Origin of the sequence: Brevibacterium sp. BDJS002 (assembly GCF_028201555.1) — a bacterium.
Classification (GTDB): Bacteria; Actinomycetota; Actinomycetes; order Actinomycetales; family Brevibacteriaceae; genus Brevibacterium; species Brevibacterium aurantiacum.
Genome location: NZ_CP116392.1, coordinates 1,270,148 through 1,288,290 on the forward strand (window position 1 = coordinate 1,270,148; position 18,143 = coordinate 1,288,290).

General features: G+C 63.6%; 15 protein-coding genes. 8 read left to right on the plus strand and 7 right to left on the minus strand.

Annotated features, from left to right (window positions below):
* Positions 1 to 231 precede the first annotated feature (231 nt).
* The gene (locus tag PGC08_RS05870; RefSeq protein ID WP_271710044.1) at positions 232 to 894 is read left to right on the plus strand and encodes a tyrosine-type recombinase/integrase; all 663 of its coding nucleotides are present in this window, start codon (positions 232 to 234) and stop codon (positions 892 to 894) included.
* A gap of 16 nt (positions 895 to 910) precedes the next feature.
* Here PGC08_RS05870 and PGC08_RS05875 read toward each other — a convergent pair whose 3' ends face one another.
* Entirely contained in the window at positions 911 to 1,828 is a 918-nt protein-coding gene (locus tag PGC08_RS05875) for a 1,4-dihydroxy-2-naphthoyl-CoA synthase (RefSeq protein WP_271709747.1), read from the minus strand.
* A 44-nt stretch (positions 1,829 to 1,872) separates the two neighbouring features.
* Here PGC08_RS05875 and PGC08_RS05880 point away from each other — a divergent pair, with 44 nt between their 5' ends.
* Positions 1,873 to 2,955, plus strand: a complete 1,083-nt coding sequence (locus PGC08_RS05880) for an o-succinylbenzoate synthase (protein ID WP_271709748.1) — start codon at positions 1,873 to 1,875, stop codon at positions 2,953 to 2,955.
* Here PGC08_RS05880 and PGC08_RS05885 read toward each other — a convergent pair.
* Together PGC08_RS05885 and PGC08_RS05890 are read right to left on the minus strand one after the other, a co-directional pair.
* A complete protein-coding gene (locus tag PGC08_RS05885) occupies positions 2,939 to 3,643 on the minus strand; it encodes a hypothetical protein (RefSeq protein ID WP_009882901.1) in 705 nt (234 codons plus the stop codon). The genes PGC08_RS05880 and PGC08_RS05885 overlap by 17 nt on opposite strands.
* Positions 3,644 to 3,666: 23 nt before the next feature.
* Complete coding sequence (locus PGC08_RS05890; RefSeq protein WP_271709749.1) at positions 3,667 to 5,313, minus strand: alpha/beta hydrolase; 1,647 nt, start codon at positions 5,311 to 5,313, stop codon at positions 3,667 to 3,669.
* A gap of 59 nt (positions 5,314 to 5,372) precedes the next feature.
* Between PGC08_RS05890 and menD the strand changes: the two genes are divergently transcribed.
* Positions 5,373 to 7,307 (plus strand): 2-succinyl-5-enolpyruvyl-6-hydroxy-3-cyclohexene-1-carboxylic-acid synthase, encoded by a 1,935-nt coding sequence (menD, locus tag PGC08_RS05895; RefSeq protein ID WP_271709750.1) that lies wholly within the window; start codon positions 5,373 to 5,375, stop codon positions 7,305 to 7,307.
* A gap of 172 nt (positions 7,308 to 7,479) precedes the next feature.
* On the opposite strand, the gene PGC08_RS05900 is transcribed toward menD, so the two are convergent.
* Both PGC08_RS05900 and PGC08_RS05905 read right to left on the minus strand, forming a co-directional pair.
* Entirely contained in the window at positions 7,480 to 8,898 is a 1,419-nt protein-coding gene (locus tag PGC08_RS05900; protein ID WP_009882897.1) for an HNH endonuclease, read from the minus strand.
* A gap of 91 nt (positions 8,899 to 8,989) precedes the next feature.
* Positions 8,990 to 10,354 (minus strand): isochorismate synthase, encoded by a 1,365-nt coding sequence (locus tag PGC08_RS05905; RefSeq protein ID WP_271709751.1) that lies wholly within the window; start codon positions 10,352 to 10,354, stop codon positions 8,990 to 8,992.
* Between the two features lie 148 nt (positions 10,355 to 10,502).
* Between PGC08_RS05905 and PGC08_RS05910 the strand changes: the two genes are divergently transcribed.
* From PGC08_RS05910 to PGC08_RS05925, 4 genes are read left to right on the plus strand one after another with little or no spacing between them, the layout of a single operon-like run.
* Positions 10,503 to 11,195 carry a demethylmenaquinone methyltransferase gene (locus PGC08_RS05910; protein WP_009882894.1) on the plus strand — a complete coding sequence of 231 codons (693 nt, stop codon included), beginning with the start codon at positions 10,503 to 10,505 and terminating at the stop codon, positions 11,193 to 11,195.
* Positions 11,192 to 12,493, plus strand: coding sequence for a geranylgeranyl reductase family protein (locus PGC08_RS05915; RefSeq protein ID WP_009882892.1), 1,302 nt, complete (start codon positions 11,192 to 11,194; stop codon positions 12,491 to 12,493). Before PGC08_RS05910 ends, PGC08_RS05915 begins: the two co-directional genes overlap by 4 nt.
* 29 nt (positions 12,494 to 12,522) lie before the next feature.
* Positions 12,523 to 13,548, plus strand: coding sequence for a polyprenyl synthetase family protein (locus PGC08_RS05920; protein ID WP_407060774.1), 1,026 nt, complete (start codon positions 12,523 to 12,525; stop codon positions 13,546 to 13,548).
* A 2-nt stretch (positions 13,549 to 13,550) separates the two neighbouring features.
* The gene (locus tag PGC08_RS05925) at positions 13,551 to 14,630 is read left to right on the plus strand and encodes a permease (protein WP_271709752.1); all 1,080 of its coding nucleotides are present in this window, start codon (positions 13,551 to 13,553) and stop codon (positions 14,628 to 14,630) included.
* Here the strand turns inward: PGC08_RS05925 and rarD (PGC08_RS05930) are convergent.
* Positions 14,627 to 15,541: an EamA family transporter RarD gene (rarD, locus tag PGC08_RS05930; RefSeq protein WP_096158413.1), complete on the minus strand. Its 915-nt coding sequence runs from the start codon at positions 15,539 to 15,541 to the stop codon at positions 14,627 to 14,629. The two genes, PGC08_RS05925 and rarD (PGC08_RS05930), sit on opposite strands and share 4 nt — an antisense overlap.
* Positions 15,542 to 15,611: 70 nt before the next feature.
* Positions 15,612 to 16,532, minus strand: a complete 921-nt coding sequence (gene rarD, locus PGC08_RS05935) for an EamA family transporter RarD (RefSeq protein WP_271709753.1) — start codon at positions 16,530 to 16,532, stop codon at positions 15,612 to 15,614.
* Between the two features lie 151 nt (positions 16,533 to 16,683).
* On the opposite strand from rarD (PGC08_RS05935), the gene PGC08_RS05940 reads away from it, so the two are divergent.
* Entirely contained in the window at positions 16,684 to 18,102 is a 1,419-nt protein-coding gene (locus PGC08_RS05940) for an FAD-dependent oxidoreductase (protein WP_271709754.1), read from the plus strand.
* Positions 18,103 to 18,143: the final 41 nt, after the last annotated feature.

Sequence of the window (18,143 nt, forward strand, 5' to 3'; positions counted from 1 at the left end):
CTGAGTATTGCGTCAACAGGTCTTGAAGACTTTCCGATCAAGTCGATCCGGAAGTCGCACATCGAGTCCTGGGTGAAGCGTTTGGTCGGTAACGGGCTTGCTGCATCCACGATCAAGACGAGGTACGTTGTCGTTCGTTCGGCCTTCCGCGCCGCCGTCGCTGACAGGTTCATTGTCGAAGATCCGTGTACCGGAGTTGCCCTACCCCGCCTTCGGAAGCGCGAGGCGGCCATGCGGATACCGACGCCCGAGCAGGTGGGCGAGTTGGTGGCTTGTGCTGATAGCGGGCGAGTTTCAACGCGGAAGGGCTTTGCGGCATACGTTCAACTATGCGCGTTTGCAGGACTTCGCCTGGGCGAGGCCGCGGGTGTCCAGGTTGGGGACATCGACTTCTTGCGCCGAGAACTGCGCGTTCAGCGCCAGGTCCAGCGTGACGGCTCCACCTTCGTTGTACGTGCACCGAAATACAGCTCCGAGCGGACCGTATACCTTCCGGACGCCCTAGTGAACGCTCTGTCGCAGCACGTGGCCAAACACCTACCAGGCGACGATCCTACGAGGTGGCTCTTTCCATATCGTGATGGTCCTCTCTACGACAATGCTGTGATCTGGCGGTGGCGGGCTACCAGGAAGTCAGCGGGACTCACCGAAGTCCGGCTACACGACCTGCGACACTTCTACGCCTCGGGATTGATTGCCGCCGGATGCGACGTGGTCACCGTCCAACGTGCACTCGGCCACGAGTCGGCAAGTACGACGCTCAACACATATGCTCATCTCTGGCCGAAGGCTGAGGATCGTACGCGCGGCGCTGCTGCCAGCCTTATGGAGTCCACTGCGGTTGATACTGCGGACTCTCGGCGGACTCAACCCCGGCTAACCGGCTCTGACTAGGGGTTTTGACCGATACCTAGTAGTACCAGGGGTAGGGAGACCAGTCGGGGTCGCGTTTCTCCAGGAAGGAGTCGCGGCCTTCGACCGCCTCGTCGGTCATGTATCCCAGGCGGGTGGCCTCACCTGCGAAGACCTGCTGGCCCATGAGACCGTCGTCGAGGAGGTTGAAGGCGAACTTCAGCATCCGCTGGGCGTTGGGAGACTTGCCGAGGATCTCCTTGGCCATGGTCAGCGCCGCGGTCTCAAGCTCTTCGTGGACGACGACCTCGTTGACGGCGCCCATGTCTGCCATGTCCTGGGCCGAGTAGGTGCGGCCGAGGAAGAAGATCTCGCGGGCCTTCTTCTGGCCGACCATCTTCGCCAGGTAGGCGGACCCGTAGCCGGCGTCGTAGGAGCCGACATCGGCATCGGTCTGCTTGAACTTCGCATGCTGGCGAGAGGCGATGGTCATGTCGCAGACGACGTGGAGGCTGTGGCCGCCGCCTGCTGCCCAGCCGGGAACGACGGCGATGACGATCTTGGGCATGGTGCGGATGAGTCGTTGGACCTCGAGGATGTGGAGGCGTCCGGCGCGGGCCGGATCCACGGATTCGCGGGTCTCACCGGAGGCGTACTGGTAGCCGGAACGTCCGCGGATGCGCTGATCGCCGCCGGAGCAGAAGGCCCAGCCGCCGTCGCGTGAGCTGGGACCGTTGCCGGTGAGCAGGACTGCGCCGACGTCCGAGGTCTGGCGGGCATGGTCGAGGGCACGGTAGAGCTCGTCGACGGTGTGAGGGCGGAAGGCGTTGCGAATATCGGGACGGTCGAAGGCGATGCGCACGCAGCCCAGGTCGGTGCCGTCGGGTTTGACCGCGCGGTGGTAGGTGATGTCGGTGAAGTCGAATCCGGAGACTTCACGCCACTGGGAGGGGTCAAAGATTTCAGAAACCGTCATGACCCCAACCCTATCGCCTGTCGACTGGCCGATAGGGTTGCCTCATGGCTGATGTGCAGCAGTTTCCGGAGTCGATCGCCGAGCTCGTGCCGAAATTCCACGTTCTCAAACTCCCCATGGTCACTCGATTTCGGTCGATCACCGAACGCGAGGTCATGCTCTTCGAAGGCCCCGATGGGTGGGCGGAGTTCTCCCCATTCACCGAATACGGTTCAGTCGAATCCTCCCGCTGGCTGCAGGCTGCCCTCGAGTTCGCGGGTCTGCTGCCGACTGCTGAGGTTGAGCCCAGCGCCGTCGGATCTGCGGCTGAAACAGTCGGCCAGAGTGTTGCCGTGAACGCGACCCTGCCGGCGTGTGCCACCTCAGAGGTGGGACCGATTCTTGCCCGCTACGGGCCGGTCGGCACAGTCAAAGCGAAGGTGGCCGAACACGGGATCGACTCGCTGCCGGAGGACTGGGACCGGTTGCGCGAATTCCGTCGGCTGTTTCCCGAGACGACTCTGCGCCTCGATGCGAACGCTGGCTATACGCTGCCCGAAGCGCTTGCGGCCTGCACGGAATTCGCGGAATTCGACCTGCAGTACTTCGAGCAGCCGGTCGCGGCAGTTGAGGACATGGCGCGATTGCGTGAGCAGCTCTCGGCCCGGGAGCTGCCCGTGGTTTTGGCCGCAGACGAGTCGATCCGAAAGGCCGAAGATCCGGTGCGAGTGGCCGAACTGGGCGCCGCCGAGGTTGTCATCGTCAAGGTCCAACCGCTGGGTGGGATCGCTGCCGCACGCTCAGTCCTGGAAGCCTGCGGACTGCCGGCCGTTGTGTCATCGGCGTTGGAATCCTCCGTCGGGCTAGCCGCCGGAGCCCAGCTGGCGGCCACGCTGCTGCGCACCCAACGAAGCCGGGAGCTGCTCGGCGAACACCCTGCGTGCGGTCTGGGCACGGGTCGGCTCTTCGCCGAGGATGTTGTGGAGCCCGCTCAGAGCCTGAGGCCCGTCGACGGGCAGATACCTGTTACGCGAATCGTCCCGGACCCACAGCGACTGGAGACGCTGGCGGTGGATCCGGGACGATTCGACTGGTGGGAGAAGCGGCTGCAGGAGTGCTGGACTGCTCTGCTCAGCCGGCGTTCTTGACCGCGTCGACGAAGGCCGCCGCGGTGTCAGGAACGATATTCTCATCGCCGGTGTCGGCGATGTTGGCGGCGGTGACGATGTTGTTGCCCACGCGGCTGGTGACGGTGTCGGTGTTGAGGACGGTCTGCCCACCAGCTTCGATGTTGGCACGCACGCCCACGGTCTCGTCGGCACCGTCAACGGTGGCGTCGAAGGTCTCGTAGGACATGTTCATCTCGATGCCCTGGGACTTGATGGTCACATCACTGCACTTCTCGGCGATCTTGGTCGAGTTCTTGAGCTGAGAACCTGCGGCATCCTCATCGGCCAAGCTCATCAGGGCAACGCTCAACGTGTTGTCTGCGGAAGCTCCTGCCAGGGTGGTGCCGTTGCTCGACTCGCTGGCGTTGAGCGCAGACATTGCCAGATCCTTGCATTCGGCAGGCTCGTATTCGGCACTTTCGAGAGCCTTGATGGCTTCGCTGCCTGAGGCATCTCCGATGTCGACCGACTTGAAGGACTGGCCGCCGGCATTGGTGGATTCGATGATCTTCTTGAGCTGAGCCTCGTCGAGCTGCTTTGCTTCGGGTGTCTCGGCGGCTGCGGACTTCTGCTCTCCTGCAGCCTCTTCTTTTGCGGGCCCGGATCCCGAACAGCCTGTCAGGGCCAATCCGGCGATGAGAGCGATGGCGGGGAGTACGCGTTTCATTGGTGACCTCTCGGAGTCAACGTTCATTCAGAAGGACGAAGGGCGGTCACGATGTTGTGACCGTTATAACCATAAACAGAAGTTGCGGTGGATTTGGCATCGACATGTGCCGAATCCGACACATCTGTTGTTTTGACTGCCGGCTCGTCGTTCTTCGCCGAGGCGATGCGCACTGTCGTGACCTCGGCCTGGCCCACAGTCGTGAAGTGCTGAGTGCGCTTGCCGGGGATGATCGGGTCGTGCATGGCCGCGGCCAGACGACCGGTGAAGGTCAGACGCCCCTTCTTGTCAGCTCGCTGCGGATAGTCGTTCGTTCCGGTGGGTCCGACGACGGAGATGTCGTAGCGGCGGCCCGGTTCATACAGGCCCGGCGTGCGGACTCGGAAGCTTCCGGTGCCGGTCAGGGAGAAGCCGGCTGCGCTGACCGAGCCGAAGCACACGATCTGGGCCCGACGCCGTGAGATCTCGACTCGCCACCCGTGGATGTCGAAGAGCGCATGACCTGTCAGATACGAGAACTCACCACCATCGGCCACCCGGGGACCACCTCGGCGGCGGTCGGAGTTGTTGACCGTGGTGGACTCGGGACGAGGCGCATCGTGATCCTCGACGATGCTGCCGCTGGGTTCGAGACTGCCACCTCGGCGTTCGAGATCGCCACCTCGGCGTTCGACGCTGCGGTGGTCGGAGCTGGCATAGTCGCGTTGGCGGCGCAGGGTCTTCAGCCAGGCTCCCAACTCTCGTTCCCAGCTGATCCAGTTGTGCAGGCCGGTGGTGCGGGGGAACCACGAGTGGCGGATGCCGAGTGAGTTCAATCGCGCGGAGAAGCGTTCTCCCTGCTGGTTGACCATGGATTCGAGGAGGTCACGGTCCTTTGACTCCTCGAGGCTGCCGGAGCCGGCACTGAGCCAGAGGTGAAGACCCTGCAGGTTCTCCGCCAGACCGTAGGGGGAGTTCGCGATCCATTCGTTGCGGTCGGCGACGGGATCACCGAACAGGGTCATCGACTTCGCACCCTCCCGCATGGCAATGATGTCGAAGGCCGGTACCGCAGACAGCGGGTCGAGCGGTGAGGAGAAGGCCGCGGCCCAGCTGTAGCGGTCCGGATGCCAGGCGGCGTACTTCATCGCCCCGTAGCCACCCATGGACAGTCCAGCCAGGAGCTGGTTATCCGGGGCGAAATCCACCGAGAAGTTCTTGGCCAGGAACTCCGGGATCTCTTTGGTGTGGAAGGACGGCCAGTCGTGGACCTCGCTTCCGACAGCCACCCGGGAGTAGGTTCCTGCTCCTGCATCGGGCATGACGACCAGGTAGGGCGAGTTGAGTGTGAGTTCCTCGGCTGCACCGAAGTCAGTCCAAGATCGGAAGTCATCGCCGCCGCCGTGATAGAGGTGGATGACCGGGCTGACCTCCTGCGGGATCCCGGGCAGCAGCACGCGCACACCGACGGTCCGGCCCAGCGCGGGGGAGTAGATGAAGAACTCCCGCAGCCGGTTCGACAGCTTGCGTTTGTCGCGGATGTGCCATTTCCTCGCCTCCTTGCCGCGAGGCTCGGGACCGAGGAACGAGCTGTTCTGGTCGAGGGTTGGGAAGCGTCCTCTGTGGGAGCGGGCAGCAGTCAGCGAACGGATTGCACGCGCCCCAACCGCGAAGAGAATCGATCGGCGCATGGGACAACCGTAGAGAGTCAACGTGAACCGCAGGTGGGTTAGTGGTTGAATATCAGGTGATGTTGAATTCGAGCGCAGTGGCGCAGCAGATTGCCCGTGGGTTGGCTTCGTCCGGAGTCACCGAGGTTGTCATCGCGCCTGGTTCCCGGTCGGCGCCGTTGATCTATGCGCTCGCCCCCCTCGCCGAGGCGGGGGTGATCCGTACGCACGTGCGCATCGATGAGCGTGATGCTGGGTTCTTGGCACTGGGGCTGGCGCGGGGTCTGCGCGCGAAGCAGAGTCGTGCTGGTGGGGTACGGACGCGTGCCGGTACCGCGGGGGGCCGAGACGGAGCAGTGGCCTTGGTGACGACCTCAGGGTCGGCGGTGGCGAACCTGCATCCGGCTGTGCTTGAAGCCTCGTACGGTCACCTTCCGCTCATTGCAATCACAGCGGATCGTCCGGCCCGACTGCGAGGGACCGGAGCCAACCAGACGATCGACGACCAATCGCAGGTGCTCAGCGATGTGCGTGTCCGCATCGATGTGCCCGCAGGAAGTGCTGACGCAGGTCAACTCTTCGCCGAGGCGGTCGCACATTCGCTTGGCCTGGTCACGGATCCGGGCTCGGGCAGAGATTTGGTCACGGGCGCAGCTTCGGACACGGAGTCCGAGTCGGGTACGGGGGAGGTCGGCCCTGTCCAGTTCAACGTGCAGTTCGACGTGCCCCTAGTGCCGACAGTCACGGAGCTCGCCGAGTGGAAGGCAGCAGTGCAGTCATTAGCGGCGAAGAGCGCGAATGAAGCCTCGAAGTCTGCGTTCGCAGGCTCAGATGCTGTCTCGTACTCGGACTCAGCCAAAGATATCTCAGTGAGAATTCTCCCGGGAACGGTCATCGTCGCTGGAGATGCAGGAGGTCACGCGGCCACCGCGTTGAAGTCATTGGCCGAGGAACACGCGATCCCCGTTCTGGCTGAGCCCTCGAGCCCTCTGACTTCCGAGTTGCGAGACTCGAGTGTCGTGGTCCCGGCGCACGCGAGGGTGCTCAGCGAACGCGAGGATCTGCGCACAGCGATCAGAACCGTGATCGTGCACGGAAAACCGACTTTGACCAGGCCCGTTGCTGCTCTGCTTGCCGACTCCGAGGTACTGGTCCAGCGTCTACCTGATGACGTCGACGCCGTGTCACTCTCGGCCAGGTCGTCGGAATCACCTTCGGTCGACGAGGTTGCCGGCAGCGGCGGCGACAGCACTGTCTCCGACGTTGCGGCCGCCCCCAACACCGTCTCAGGCGGGACACCCCTTCACCCGAGCATGGACACGGGTTGGCGAGATGAGTGGGTAAGGGCCAGTGAAGCTATCATCGCCGAGTCGCGTCGGACACGTGAGGTCGAGTCGACGCAGTCGAGCGCACGAGCGATCACCGAAGAGTTGGCCAACCGGGATATCAACCTCTTCGCAGCGAGTTCAAACACGATTCGCTATCTCAGCGAAGCCACCGATGTTCGCGCGCACGTTCACGCGTCGCGCGGGCTGGCTGGTATCGACGGCCTGATCTCCACAGCGACTGGGCTATCCCTTGGTCTTGGTGAGCAGGTGGTGCTCGTCATCGGCGATATCGCAATGCTCCACGACGTCGGCGGTCTGCTGACGCCGAGCGCAGAAGAGGGTGGGGATGTGATCATCGTCGTACTCAACGATGATGGTGGTGCGATCTTCTCCGGGCTCGAACATTCGCAGGAACATGTGGCGCCGTACCTCGAAAGATACTTCACTGTTCCTCACGGTCGAGATTTCAAGAATCTTGCTGTGGGCTATGGATGGGAGTACTCGCGGGTGGGATCCCGCAAAGAGTCCAGCCTGCTCGACGATTTCATCGCGGAGTTCGACTCCAACTCAGAGGTCGATTCCACTTCAGAGATCGGGATGGCCGCGCGTGGTGTCGACGGATTGGAATCAAACCAGGTGACGCGGATGCGTCGCGGCCGTCGGATCATCGAAGTTGACCTGACCTGATTGCACCCGCCCCGATCTGATCTGGCCTGACCCGATCTGACTCGATCTGACCTGACCTGATCTGAGGTCGGGGTGATCCTGGACTGCGCAGTATGAGTCGCAGAAGTGCTCACGTCCGCAACATCGAGCCCCGCTGTTGCCAATAATGCAGCTTCTCAGCCGCGATGCGGGTTCAGCCTGTATCCCTGAGGACCAGCTTGTCGAAGAGCTCTTCTACGGGACTCGGAGCGGGGAAGTCGACAACACCATCTCTCGCATTCTCGGTGGAAGACGAACTCGGACCTGGCGGTGGGTGACTGAACTTGGTGACGAATGGGGGAGTGGCAGTTTCAAATTCTTCGCCGGTGGGGGTGGAGACGGTGAGATCATCGGCAGTTGCCTTGTGCTTCCACCCGGGGTGTTCCTTGGCGTAGTTGCAGGCAGCGCAGAGTCCGGATGCGTTGGACCACTCTGTTTCTCCGCCCTCGGCGACCGGAGTCACGTGATCGGCGTGCTTGATCGGGGCGTCGCACCACGGAGTCCGGCAGACATCGTCACGGAAGACGACCATACGTCGCAACAGACCACGGAAGGTGCGTTTGCGCGAGTCCATGCTGACCAATTGTCCTGTGTCCGGTGAAGTGAACATGCGCCGAATGAAAGTTCTGGCTCTATTCGCCGCCACGAAGTTCCGTGCCGTCTTCGCAGGGAGCGGGCCATAGCTCGGAATCCACGCAGGAACCCGACCGTCCGAGAAGAGACTCTCGGCTTCCATGACGACATGGACCTCGGTGGGTACGTTGTCGGCAGAGTCCTGACCGGTAAGACGTTCCACGAAGATATCTGCCATCAGCTGATTGCGAGTACGGTCGAAGTCTTGGCCGATCATCCCGCGCTCGGCGGCGGTGGCCTCCAAACTCTCATAGGCGGCGACAGCCTGCTGCAGAGGCAGCGTGGCACTGAGCTGAGCCATGCCGTTGTTGAGCGCCTTCAGAGACACATGGCGGTCCGCCCTCGCTGATTCGGCCCTCTCATGCGCATTGTCGGACGACACATTGGCCGCCAGCGCGCGAGCTTCTGTACGCAGCCGGCGACTGCCGGCTGCCGTAGCCCGGTCTTTGAGTTCCTCGTCGACGAACTCACGCTCTTCGGGAGTGAGCCAGGCGGTCTCATCGGCGATGATGCGAGCTTTGGCTTCGGAGATGGATCCGCTGGCCAGAGCCTCAAATGTGCGGGGCAGATCGTTGACCACAGCCTTCGAGGTCGACAGAAATTTTCGTCCTGTCGAGGGTGAGACTCTCTTGGCCAAGGCGATCTCATTGCCGGCGTATTTTCCCTGCTCTCGCTTGGGCACATCATTGGCGGCATCTTCGCGTTGGCGGTGCTGGTGAAAAGCCACAGCCTCACGCGCTTGAGCAGCTGCCGCGGCAGACGTGAGCTCCTCGAGAGCGCGAATGCGCGTCTGAGCCTCCCACGCATCATCTGCTGGTTCGAGGTCACGCAGCGTCTGACACCACCGATCGATATCGGTGGTGATGCCCGGTGTCCGGGCCCACGAACCAGGACCCCGATATTCGGGGTGGTCCGGGTCGTTCGCGGGATGCGTGAACATGTGACAAGGGTATGCCGAGGCACTGACACAGCCACTGACACGAACCGCCAAAACCTTGACACAGTGTCAATCTTGCGAAGCAATCAGACTGTTATTCCAACCCCAGCGCACGGCGCATCGGAGCGAATTTGGCTTCGGTCTCGGCCACCTCGGCGAGGGGATCCGAATCGGGCATGATGCCCGCACCGGCGAACAGGCGGATCCGATTGCGATCCTCGAGCTGTCCGCAGCGCAGGGCGATGCCGAACTGTCCGTTGCCGCGATCGTCCATCCAGCCGACCGGTCCCGAATACCGACCGCGATCGAGCGGCTCCAGCTCATCCACGTGTGCGACCGCGCTGGCCTGCGGGTATCCGCCCACAGCCGCGGTCGGGTGCACGGCCGCGGCGATGTCCAGGGCATTGAGGCAGGAGTCCTCGGGCAGGTGCGCCGAGGCGTCGGAGGCCGAATGGATGACATTGGCCAAGGGCAGCAGGTGCGGTCGCTCGTCGACGCTGACATCGTCGGCGACAGAGCTGAGACTGCGCTGCAGGGAGGCGATCGCGAAGGCGTGCTCGGTGCTGTCTTTGTGCGCGCTCAGCAGCTTCCTGGCTGCCGGCATCTCCGAAGTCGGGTCGTTCTCCACTCGATACGTGCCCGCGAGCACGCGCGAGGTCACGCGGGCGTTCTCCACCCCGATGAGCAGCTCTGGGGTGGAGCCGATGAGACCCGCGACATTGAAGGTCCAGCAGCTGGGGTAGCTGCGGTTGAGCTCACCCAGCACGGACCGCACATCGATGTCATCGTCGGAGGTAACCAGCTCGTCCCGGGCCAGCACGATCTTGCGCAGCGTGGAATCCTCGGTGAAGGGGTCCACCTCGGCGGAGTCTCCGACGGGGGTGAGCATCTGCGAGACCTTGGCGACCAGGTCCGCCCACGAGGAGCTGTCGAGATCACCGGGGGAGGACGTCGCCGAGGTGACTCGGCGCAGCGGTTCGGACTTGAGCACCGGCGGGACAGGGGTCGCGCCCTCAGTGATGATCGATGTCATCCAGACGCGACCACCTCGGCGTCCGAGGACGAATTCGGGGACGTGGATGAGGGAATCGACCTCGGACTCTCCCGAGTAGGCGACGGTGGCGAAGCACATGAGTCCCGAGCCGAGCAGGTCGACCTCGTCCTCGATGCTCGCGGCATCCGTGATGGCCTTCCATGCCTTGGAGAGCTCGGTGAAGCGGTCGCGGCCGCGGGCGCGGATGCGCAGTGTGCGGCCGAAGCCGATGAGACCCGAGGTGTCGCGAACCCAGCAGGAGAACGCCGAGGTGGGCAGGAGTTCCAGCGTCTCCTCGACGGAGGTGGGAAGCCCGGATTCGAAGGGGAAGCCCGGGCTCGGCTCGACGTCGTCGACGAAGCGAGAGCTCACGTGCAGGCGCGGGGGCGCGGTGCAGATGTCAGAGGTGCTGAAGGTCGTAGTCATTTCAGCCCCACTCTAGTCCAGAAAATCGTCGCATCCGCCCCAGCGAATTCGCCGAAGTGGACTGACTGTGGCGAGTTCCACACGGCGAACAGCAGGGAAAACGGCCCGCGAATTCGCCCCCGGGTTCAGGTGTTGAGACAATGGTGGAATGAACCGTGCTCAGCTGGACAAGCAGCCCGACGACGTCGCGTCGATGTTCGATGACGTCGCCTCCCGCTACGACCTCACCAACGACGTGCTCACCTTCGGCCTGGCGCGCACCTGGCGCCGGACTGTCGCACATTCGGTGGCTGCCGGCCCCGGCGAACGTGTCCTCGATCTCGCGGCCGGGACGGGAACGTCATCGATGACGTTCACCCATCACGGCGCCGAGGTGGTCGCCGGCGACATCTCACAGGGCATGCTCTCCGAAGGGCGCCGCAGACACCCCAAGATCGACTTCATCTACGCCGATGCGATGGACCTGCCGTTCTCCGATGCCAGCTTCGACGTCGTCACCATCTCCTTCGGCATCCGCAACGTCAATGACGTGGACACCGCGTTGGCAGAGATGCTGCGCGTGCTCAAGCCCGGTGGCCGACTCATCATCTGCGAGTTCTCGACTCCGACGTTCGACCCCTTCAGCCTCGTCTACAAGGAATACCTGATGCGGGCCCTGCCCGCCGTGGCGAAGGCCGTGTCCTCGAACCCCGAGGCCTACGTCTACCTCGCAGAATCGATCCGCGCCTGGCCTGACCAGGACGAATTCGCTCAGCAGATCCTCGGCGCCGGCTTCGACCAGGTCAAGCATCGCAACCTCACAGGCGGAATCGTCGCCGTCCACCACGCCCTCAAGCCGTGAACGAATTCTCCGCCGAGGTCATCGTCGTCGGGGCGGGCCCTGCCGGATCGGCCATCGGCGCCTACCTCGCGCAGGCCGGCCATGAGGTCATCATCCTGGAGAAATCCGGGTTTCCCCGCGACAAGATCTGCGGCGACGCCCTGACCCCGCGCGCGGTCAAAGAGGTCGGCTACCTGGGCATGGCGACCCCTGAATCCGAGGGGTGGCACAAGAACCGAGGACTGCGCCTCATCGGCGGCGGGCACCGCTTGGAGATCGACTGGCCCGATATCGACGGCACCCCGAACTTCGGGCTGACGAAGCCGCGGATGGGCATGGACGAGGCATTCGCCCGTCACGCCCAGCGCAGCGGTGCCAGGCTGTTCGAGCAGGTCAAGGCCATGTCCCCGGACATCGGCGAGGACGGCTGGATTCAGGGCGTCCACGCCTCCGGCACCGACCATCGTGGTCGCAGGGTGGGTCCCGAGGCGCACTTCAGCGCCCCGATCGTCATCGCCGCCGACGGAGTCTCCTCGCGCCTGGCAGTGGCCATGGGCTTGGAGAAGCGCGACGACCGACCGATGGGTGTGGCGGTGCGTGCCTACCATTCCTCACCGAGGCATGCCGACGACTACATCGAGAGCTGGGTCGAGATGCGCTCGCGCAATTCGGCGGGCGAGTCCGAGGTTCTGCCCGGCTACGGCTGGCTCTTCCCGCTGGGCGACGGCACGATCAACATCGGTGCCGGCCTGCTGGACTCCTCACCTCAGTTCGGTTCCGTCGACTTCCGCACCATGATGGGGCAGTGGATCGCGGACATGGGACACGAGTGGGGCATCGACGAGACCACCTCGTTGGGGCCGATCAAGTCCGCGGCGCTGCCGATGGCCTTCAACCGCACCCCGCACTTCCACAAGGGGCTCCTGCTCGTCGGCGATTCGGGTGGGATGGTCAACCCTTTCAACGGCGAGGGCATCGACTATGCCCTCGAGTCCGCTCGTCTGGCCGCCGAGGTGATCTCCACCTATTCCCGCTACCCGAAGCATGTGATGCGGGAGAAACTGCAGGAATACCCGGCGCTCGTGGGTGACTCCCTGGGCGGCTACTTCACTCTGGGACGCGTTTTTTCCGCCATTATCGGCCACCCTGCACTCATGCAGTTCGGAATCAAGTACGGTATGGGTGTTGACGTTGTGATGGAATTCGTCGTGAAATTGTTGGCGAACCTCTACCGCGACCCGAAGGTCTCTGAGGCTGATCTCATCGACCGGGTGATTTCAGCTCTCACCCGAATCGTGCCGGCCACCAGCAATGCCTGAGCCAAGCAGCGACTACAACACTGACTACGATGAATGACGAGGACATGAGCCACCTAGCCTCTCCGGCGACTTTTATTGGTGCCGATGCCCAGCTTGCGGCGGATATCTCCACACAGTTGGAAGCCGTCGAGCGCAGGCTCTACGAAGTGACCGAGCAGACACGGAAGCTGCCGGACACCACCTCCAAACATCTCCTCGCGGCCGGCGGCAAACGCGCCCGCCCCAACCTGCTGCTGCTCACCGCCCGCCTCGGCGAGGCGAACCGCGATGCGATCATCGATGCGGCCGTTGCCGTGGAGCTCATTCACTTGGCCTCCCTGTACCACGACGATGTGATGGACGATGCTCCAGTGCGCCGTGGTGCACCTGCCGCGCACGAGGTGTGGGGCAATTCCGTGGCCATCCTCACCGGTGATCTCCTGTTCTCAAAGGCCTCCGGTGTCACCGCGAAACTGGGTCCCGAGGCTGTGCGGGTCCAGGCCGAGACCTTCGAACGCCTCGTCCTCGGTCAGCTCAACGAATTTGCCGGTCCGCCGGAGGACGCGGATGCGATTGAGCACTACATTCAGGTGCTCGCGGACAAGACCGGATCCCTCATCGCCACCTCGGCGCAGTTCGGGGTCATGTTCTCACAAGCGGATCAGGCCCTGGCCGAGCCCGTGCGGATCTTCGGTGAACGCGTGGGCATCGCCTTCCAACTCGCCGATGACATCATCGACCTGACGACCACCTCATCGGTGTCGGGCAAGACTCCGGGCACGGACCTGCGCGAACGCGTTCCCACACTGCCGGTGCTCTACGTCCGCGCCGCCGCAGCTGACGGTGACGCGACCGCCGCCGAGGTGGTCGAACTTCTGGATGCGGACCTGAGCTCAGATGAGGCCCTCGAATCCGCCCGTGCCGCTCTGGCCGCCCACCCGGTGACGGCCCGAGCCCGCGCCGAGGCGGTTCGCTGGGCTGACGATGCGAAGGCCGCTCTGGCACCGCTGCCCGACGGAGTGGTCAAGGAATCACTGTTCACGTTCGCTGATTCTGTAGTCACCCGCAGCGCCTGACCATGTCGGATACGGTCCGGGCTCAGCCGCTTGAGGCCCCCCATCGGCGGCGTCTGACTCCGGTCGATTGGATCGGTCTTGGCGTCCTCGTGCTCTTCCTCGTGGTGGGGCTGAGCTGGTCGAAGTGGATGCCTTACTGGGACAAGGCCTGGACGCTGAGCCAGACATCGGTCTGGGACGGCAGTCCGCTCTTCGAAGCCGCTGGGGAGACGTTCTCCCTGTCCGGAGCCTGGGACTTCACGCTCGTGTACTTCACCGCCGTGTGGAAAGCACTGCTCGTGGCGCTCGTGGTGGCTGCTGCCATCGACGCGCTGGTGCCGCGCGATTGGCTGCGGCGTGTGATGAATCGTCGTAGCCACACCAGTCAGTCGCTCGTCGGCGCGGCGATGTCGCTGCCGTCCATGATGTGCACCTGCTGCGCGGCTCCGGTGACTGCCGGCCTGCGCGGTTCGGGGGTCAGGCGCAGTGCTGCCTTGGCGTACTGGGTGGGCAATCCGCTGCTCAACCCCGCTGTTCTGATCTTCCTCGCGCTCATTCTGCCCTGGCAGTTCGTCCTCACCCGTCTCGTGGTGGGACTCCTCATCGTCGTCGGGGCCAGTGCCCTCATCGGCCGTTGGATCAAGGGGCGCGCCGAGGTGGTCCCTGAGCAGAGTCTTGAACCGACCACGTTCTCCGCCCTTCCCGTGCGCTACCTGCGGTCGCTGTCGAAATTCACCCTCATCCTCGTGCCCGAGCACCTGGCCCTGGTCTTCATCGTCGGACTCATCAGTCCGTGGCTCTCGGGTGTCTACGGACTCGAAGCACAGGTCGGCGGCTTCGCGGTTCTCATCGCCGCACTCGTGGGCACGCTCCTGGTGATCCCAACCGGCGGCGAGATCCCGATCATCCTGGCATTGTCGGCGGTCGGAGTGGGCGCGGGCGTCACCGGCGCACTGCTGATCGTGCTTCCGGCACTGAGCATTCCCTCGATGGTCATGGTCGGAAAGTCCCTAGGATGGCGCACCACCACCGCCATGGGAACGGCGGTGGCTCTCGGCGGAGTGCTCTCCGGCGCGGTGCTCGTGCTCGGCAGCTGTGGTTAGAGCCTGCGGCGGCTCTGGCGGATCAGGTCGGTGCAGAGCAGCAGCACGGCGATCCAGATGACGAAGAAGCCGACCCACCGCGTCATCGACATCGACTCTCCGAGGATGTAGACACCGGTGATGAACTGCATCGTCGGCGTGATGTACTGCAGCATGCCCACCCACGACAGTGGAATCCTTCGGGCCGCCGCACTGAAGAGGATGAGCGGAATCGCCGTCGCCGGACCCGTGATGAGGATGATGATGACATGGCCGGCGCCGAGGCCGGTGAACGTCGAGAGCCCCATCGCCCCGAGGATCAGCAGGTAGGCGGCGCTGGGGATGGCCAGTACGGCAGACTCGATCGTCATTCCCTCCAAGGCCCCGACTTGATTGCCGACCTTGTTCTTCACCAGGCCGTAGAGTCCGAAGGAGATTGCCACTGTGAACGAGAGGTACGGCATTCGGCCGAGTCCGAGGCCGACGATGATGACGGCGATGAGTCCGAATCCGGCCGCCGTCCACTGCAGGGGGCGCAGCTTCTCACCGAGGAAGATGACACCCAGCCCGATGGAGATGAGCGGGTTGAGGTAGTAGCCCAGCGACACCTCGACGAGGTGGCCGGTTTCGACTCCGTAGATGAACGCCGTCCAGTTGATGGCGATGAGCACAGCGGCCAAGGTCAGCATCCAGAAGGTGCGACCGGACCGGACGACCTGCCAGGTACGTGCGAATCCGCCGGTGAAGACCAGGAGGACGGCACAGAAGAGCAGAGACCAGACGACGCGATGTGAGACGAGTTCCAGGGCCCCGGTCGGCGCCGCGGCGGCGAACAGCAGAGGGATAAGTCCCCACAACAGGTAGGCGGAGAGGCCGTTGATCAGACCGGCACGGCGGAAGGCGTTCTCATCGGGGGCTGAATTTGCGATCACACACAGAGTCTAGTGAGCCGGAGCGGCCTGCCTGATCACGGGTGTCGTCGGGCCACCGGTAGCAGGGGCTTCAGCCCAAGGAAGGGCGTCGTCGGCTCTGGCGGACCATGTCCGTGCACAGCAGGATGACGGCGATCCAGATGATGAGGAATCCGATCCACCTCGTCGTTGACATCGCCTCACCGAAGAGCGCGACGCCGAGGATGAACTGCATCGTCGGGGCAATGTACTGCAGCATTCCCACCCAGGACAGAGGGATTCGCCTGGCGGCCGCGCCGAAGAGGATGAGCGGAATCGCAGTCAGAGGTCCTGTGGCCAGGAGCAGGACGACGTGCCAGGGCCCGAAGCCGATGAATGTGCCCTCGCCCTGCGCGGCGAGGTAGGCGAGGAAGGCAAGACTGGGAACGGTGAGCACGGCCGTCTCGACGGTCATGCCTTCGAGAGCACCGACCTTCCCGCCGACCTTGTTCTTCACCAGGCCGTAGAGACCGAAGGAGACGGCCACGGTGAGCGCCAGGTAGGGGAAGCGTCCGATCCCGAGGCCGACCACGACGACGGCGACCGCGCCGAATCCGACCGCGGCCCACTGCAGCGGGCGCAGCTTCTCCTTGAGGAAGATGACACCTAGTCCGATCGAGATGAGCGGATTGAGGTAGTAGCCCAGAGAGATCTCGACGAGGCGGCCGGTTTCGATGCCGTAGACGTAGGTCGTCCAGTTCACGGCGATGAGCACGGATGCCAGGGCAAGCAGCCAGAAGGTCTTTCCCGAGCGCATCACCAGCCAGGTGCGGGCGAAGCCCTTGGCGAAGAAGAGAAGGATGGCGCAGAAGATCAGCGACCAGATGATCCGGTGGGCGACGATTTCGAGCGCGCCGGTCGGTGCTGCGGCGGCGAAGAGCAGGGGAATGAGACCCCAGATGATGTAGGCAGTGGTTCCGTATCCCAAGCCGACGCGGCGAAAGGCAGATTCTTCAGGTGCAGAGGCGTTCACAGGCCGAGTCTAGGCAACTCACAGGGCGCTGGTGATTGCGACTGCTGTCTGAGATGCGCCCGAGAGTCGGGATGCGAGTTTCGTCACGTGTTTGTTAGGAGGTCCTTCATTGCCGATACAATCGGAGATGACTTACTAGAGAGGTGTGAGAATGACGCGTCCCTTCCGTGTGGCTATTGTGGGTGCCGGTCCTGCCGGGATCTATGCGGCCGATCTGCTGACCAAGGCTGAGCGTGACTTCGAGGTCAGCATCGACCTCTTCGAACGTCTGCCGACTCCGTTCGGACTCGTCCGCTACGGTGTGGCTCCGGACCATCCGCGGATCAAGGGCATCATCAACGCTCTCATCAAGGTCCTCGACCGCGGTGATATCCGCCTGTTCTCCAACGTGGAGTACGGCGTCGACATCAAGCTGGAAGAGCTGACCGACCGTTACGACGCAGTGATCTTCTCCACCGGCTGCTTCATCGATGCCTCGCTGAATCTTCCCGGAGTCGATCTCCCCGGTTCCTACGGTGCCGCCGATTTCGTCAACTGGTACGACTCGCATCCTGATGTGGGCCAGACGTGGACGCTGGATGCTGAGAAGGTTGCGGTCATCGGCAACGGCAACGTGGCCCTCGACGTGGCCCGGGTGCTGGCGAAGCAGGCCGATGACATGCACACCACCGAGATTCCTGACCACGTCTACGAAGGCCTGAAGTCCTCGAAGGTCACTGACGTGCACGTGTTCGGTCGGCGTGGTCCGGCGCAGGCGAAGTTCACGCCCCTTGAGCTCCGTGAGCTGGGGCATGTGAAGGACGTCGACATCATCGTCTACCCCGAGGACTACGAGTTCGATGAGGGCTCGCTGGCCGCGATCGAGTCGAACAACCAGACCAAACAGGTCGCGAAGACTCTGACCGACTTCACGATGCGTGAGCCTGTCGGTGCCAAGCGTCGTCTGCACCTGCACTTCCTCCATTCCCCGGTCGCCATCCTCGGCGAGGACAAGGTCACGGGGCTGCGCACGGAACGGATGGAGCTCGACGGCAAGGGCGGAGCAGCCGGCACCGGCACCTTCCACGATTGGGAGATCGACGCCGTGTACCGAGCAATCGGGTATGCGGGCACGGCACTTCCGCAGCTGCCGTTCGACTCAGGCAAGGGAGTCATTCCGAACCATGAGGGCCGCGTCGTCGATGCAGAAGCGCAAGCAGCCTCTGCCGATGCAGACGTGGTGCAGGGCGTGTACACGACCGGCTGGATCAAGCGCGGACCCGTCGGCCTGATCGGCCACACCAAGGGCGACGCCCTGGAGACGATCGGCCACATCCTCGATGACCGCGCCGCCGGAGCGCTGACAGAGCCCGTCTACCCGGATGACTCTGCGATCGTCGAACTGCTCGAATCCAAGGGCGTCGACTACGTGGATTGGGAAGGCTACCACCGTGTGGAGACCGCCGAGAAGGCTCTCGGTGAGGCCGAAGGCCGCGAGCGTGTGAAGATTGCGACCCGCGAGGGCATGCTGGCCGAGGCTCGCAGCCATCTGCAGGCGGAAGCCGCCAGTCAGCCAGCCTCCGGGCACTGATTCCGACGAACTCTGGTTCCGACAGACTCTGGTTCTGACAA

What these genes read in the sequence shown, in the direction of transcription:
- PGC08_RS05870 (WP_271710044.1), top strand. Translation starts at nt 232, where the DNA reads ATGCGGATACCGACGCCCGAGCAGGTGGGCGAGTTGGTGGCTTGTGCT.
- PGC08_RS05875 (WP_271709747.1), bottom strand. Translation starts at nt 1,828, where the DNA reads ATGACGGTTTCTGAAATCTTTGACCCCTCCCAGTGGCGTGAAGTCTCC.
- PGC08_RS05880 (WP_271709748.1), top strand. Translation starts at nt 1,873, where the DNA reads ATGGCTGATGTGCAGCAGTTTCCGGAGTCGATCGCCGAGCTCGTGCCG.
- PGC08_RS05885 (WP_009882901.1), bottom strand. Translation starts at nt 3,643, where the DNA reads ATGAAACGCGTACTCCCCGCCATCGCTCTCATCGCCGGATTGGCCCTG.
- PGC08_RS05890 (WP_271709749.1), bottom strand. Translation starts at nt 5,313, where the DNA reads ATGCGCCGATCGATTCTCTTCGCGGTTGGGGCGCGTGCAATCCGTTCG.
- menD (WP_271709750.1), top strand. Translation starts at nt 5,373, where the DNA reads ATGTTGAATTCGAGCGCAGTGGCGCAGCAGATTGCCCGTGGGTTGGCT.
- PGC08_RS05900 (WP_009882897.1), bottom strand. Translation starts at nt 8,898, where the DNA reads ATGTTCACGCATCCCGCGAACGACCCGGACCACCCCGAATATCGGGGT.
- PGC08_RS05905 (WP_271709751.1), bottom strand. Translation starts at nt 10,354, where the DNA reads ATGACTACGACCTTCAGCACCTCTGACATCTGCACCGCGCCCCCGCGC.
- PGC08_RS05910 (WP_009882894.1), top strand. Translation starts at nt 10,503, where the DNA reads ATGAACCGTGCTCAGCTGGACAAGCAGCCCGACGACGTCGCGTCGATG.
- PGC08_RS05920 (WP_407060774.1), top strand. Translation starts at nt 12,523, where the DNA reads ATGAATGACGAGGACATGAGCCACCTAGCCTCTCCGGCGACTTTTATT.
- PGC08_RS05925 (WP_271709752.1), top strand. Translation starts at nt 13,551, where the DNA reads ATGTCGGATACGGTCCGGGCTCAGCCGCTTGAGGCCCCCCATCGGCGG.
- PGC08_RS05940 (WP_271709754.1), top strand. Translation starts at nt 16,684, where the DNA reads ATGACGCGTCCCTTCCGTGTGGCTATTGTGGGTGCCGGTCCTGCCGGG.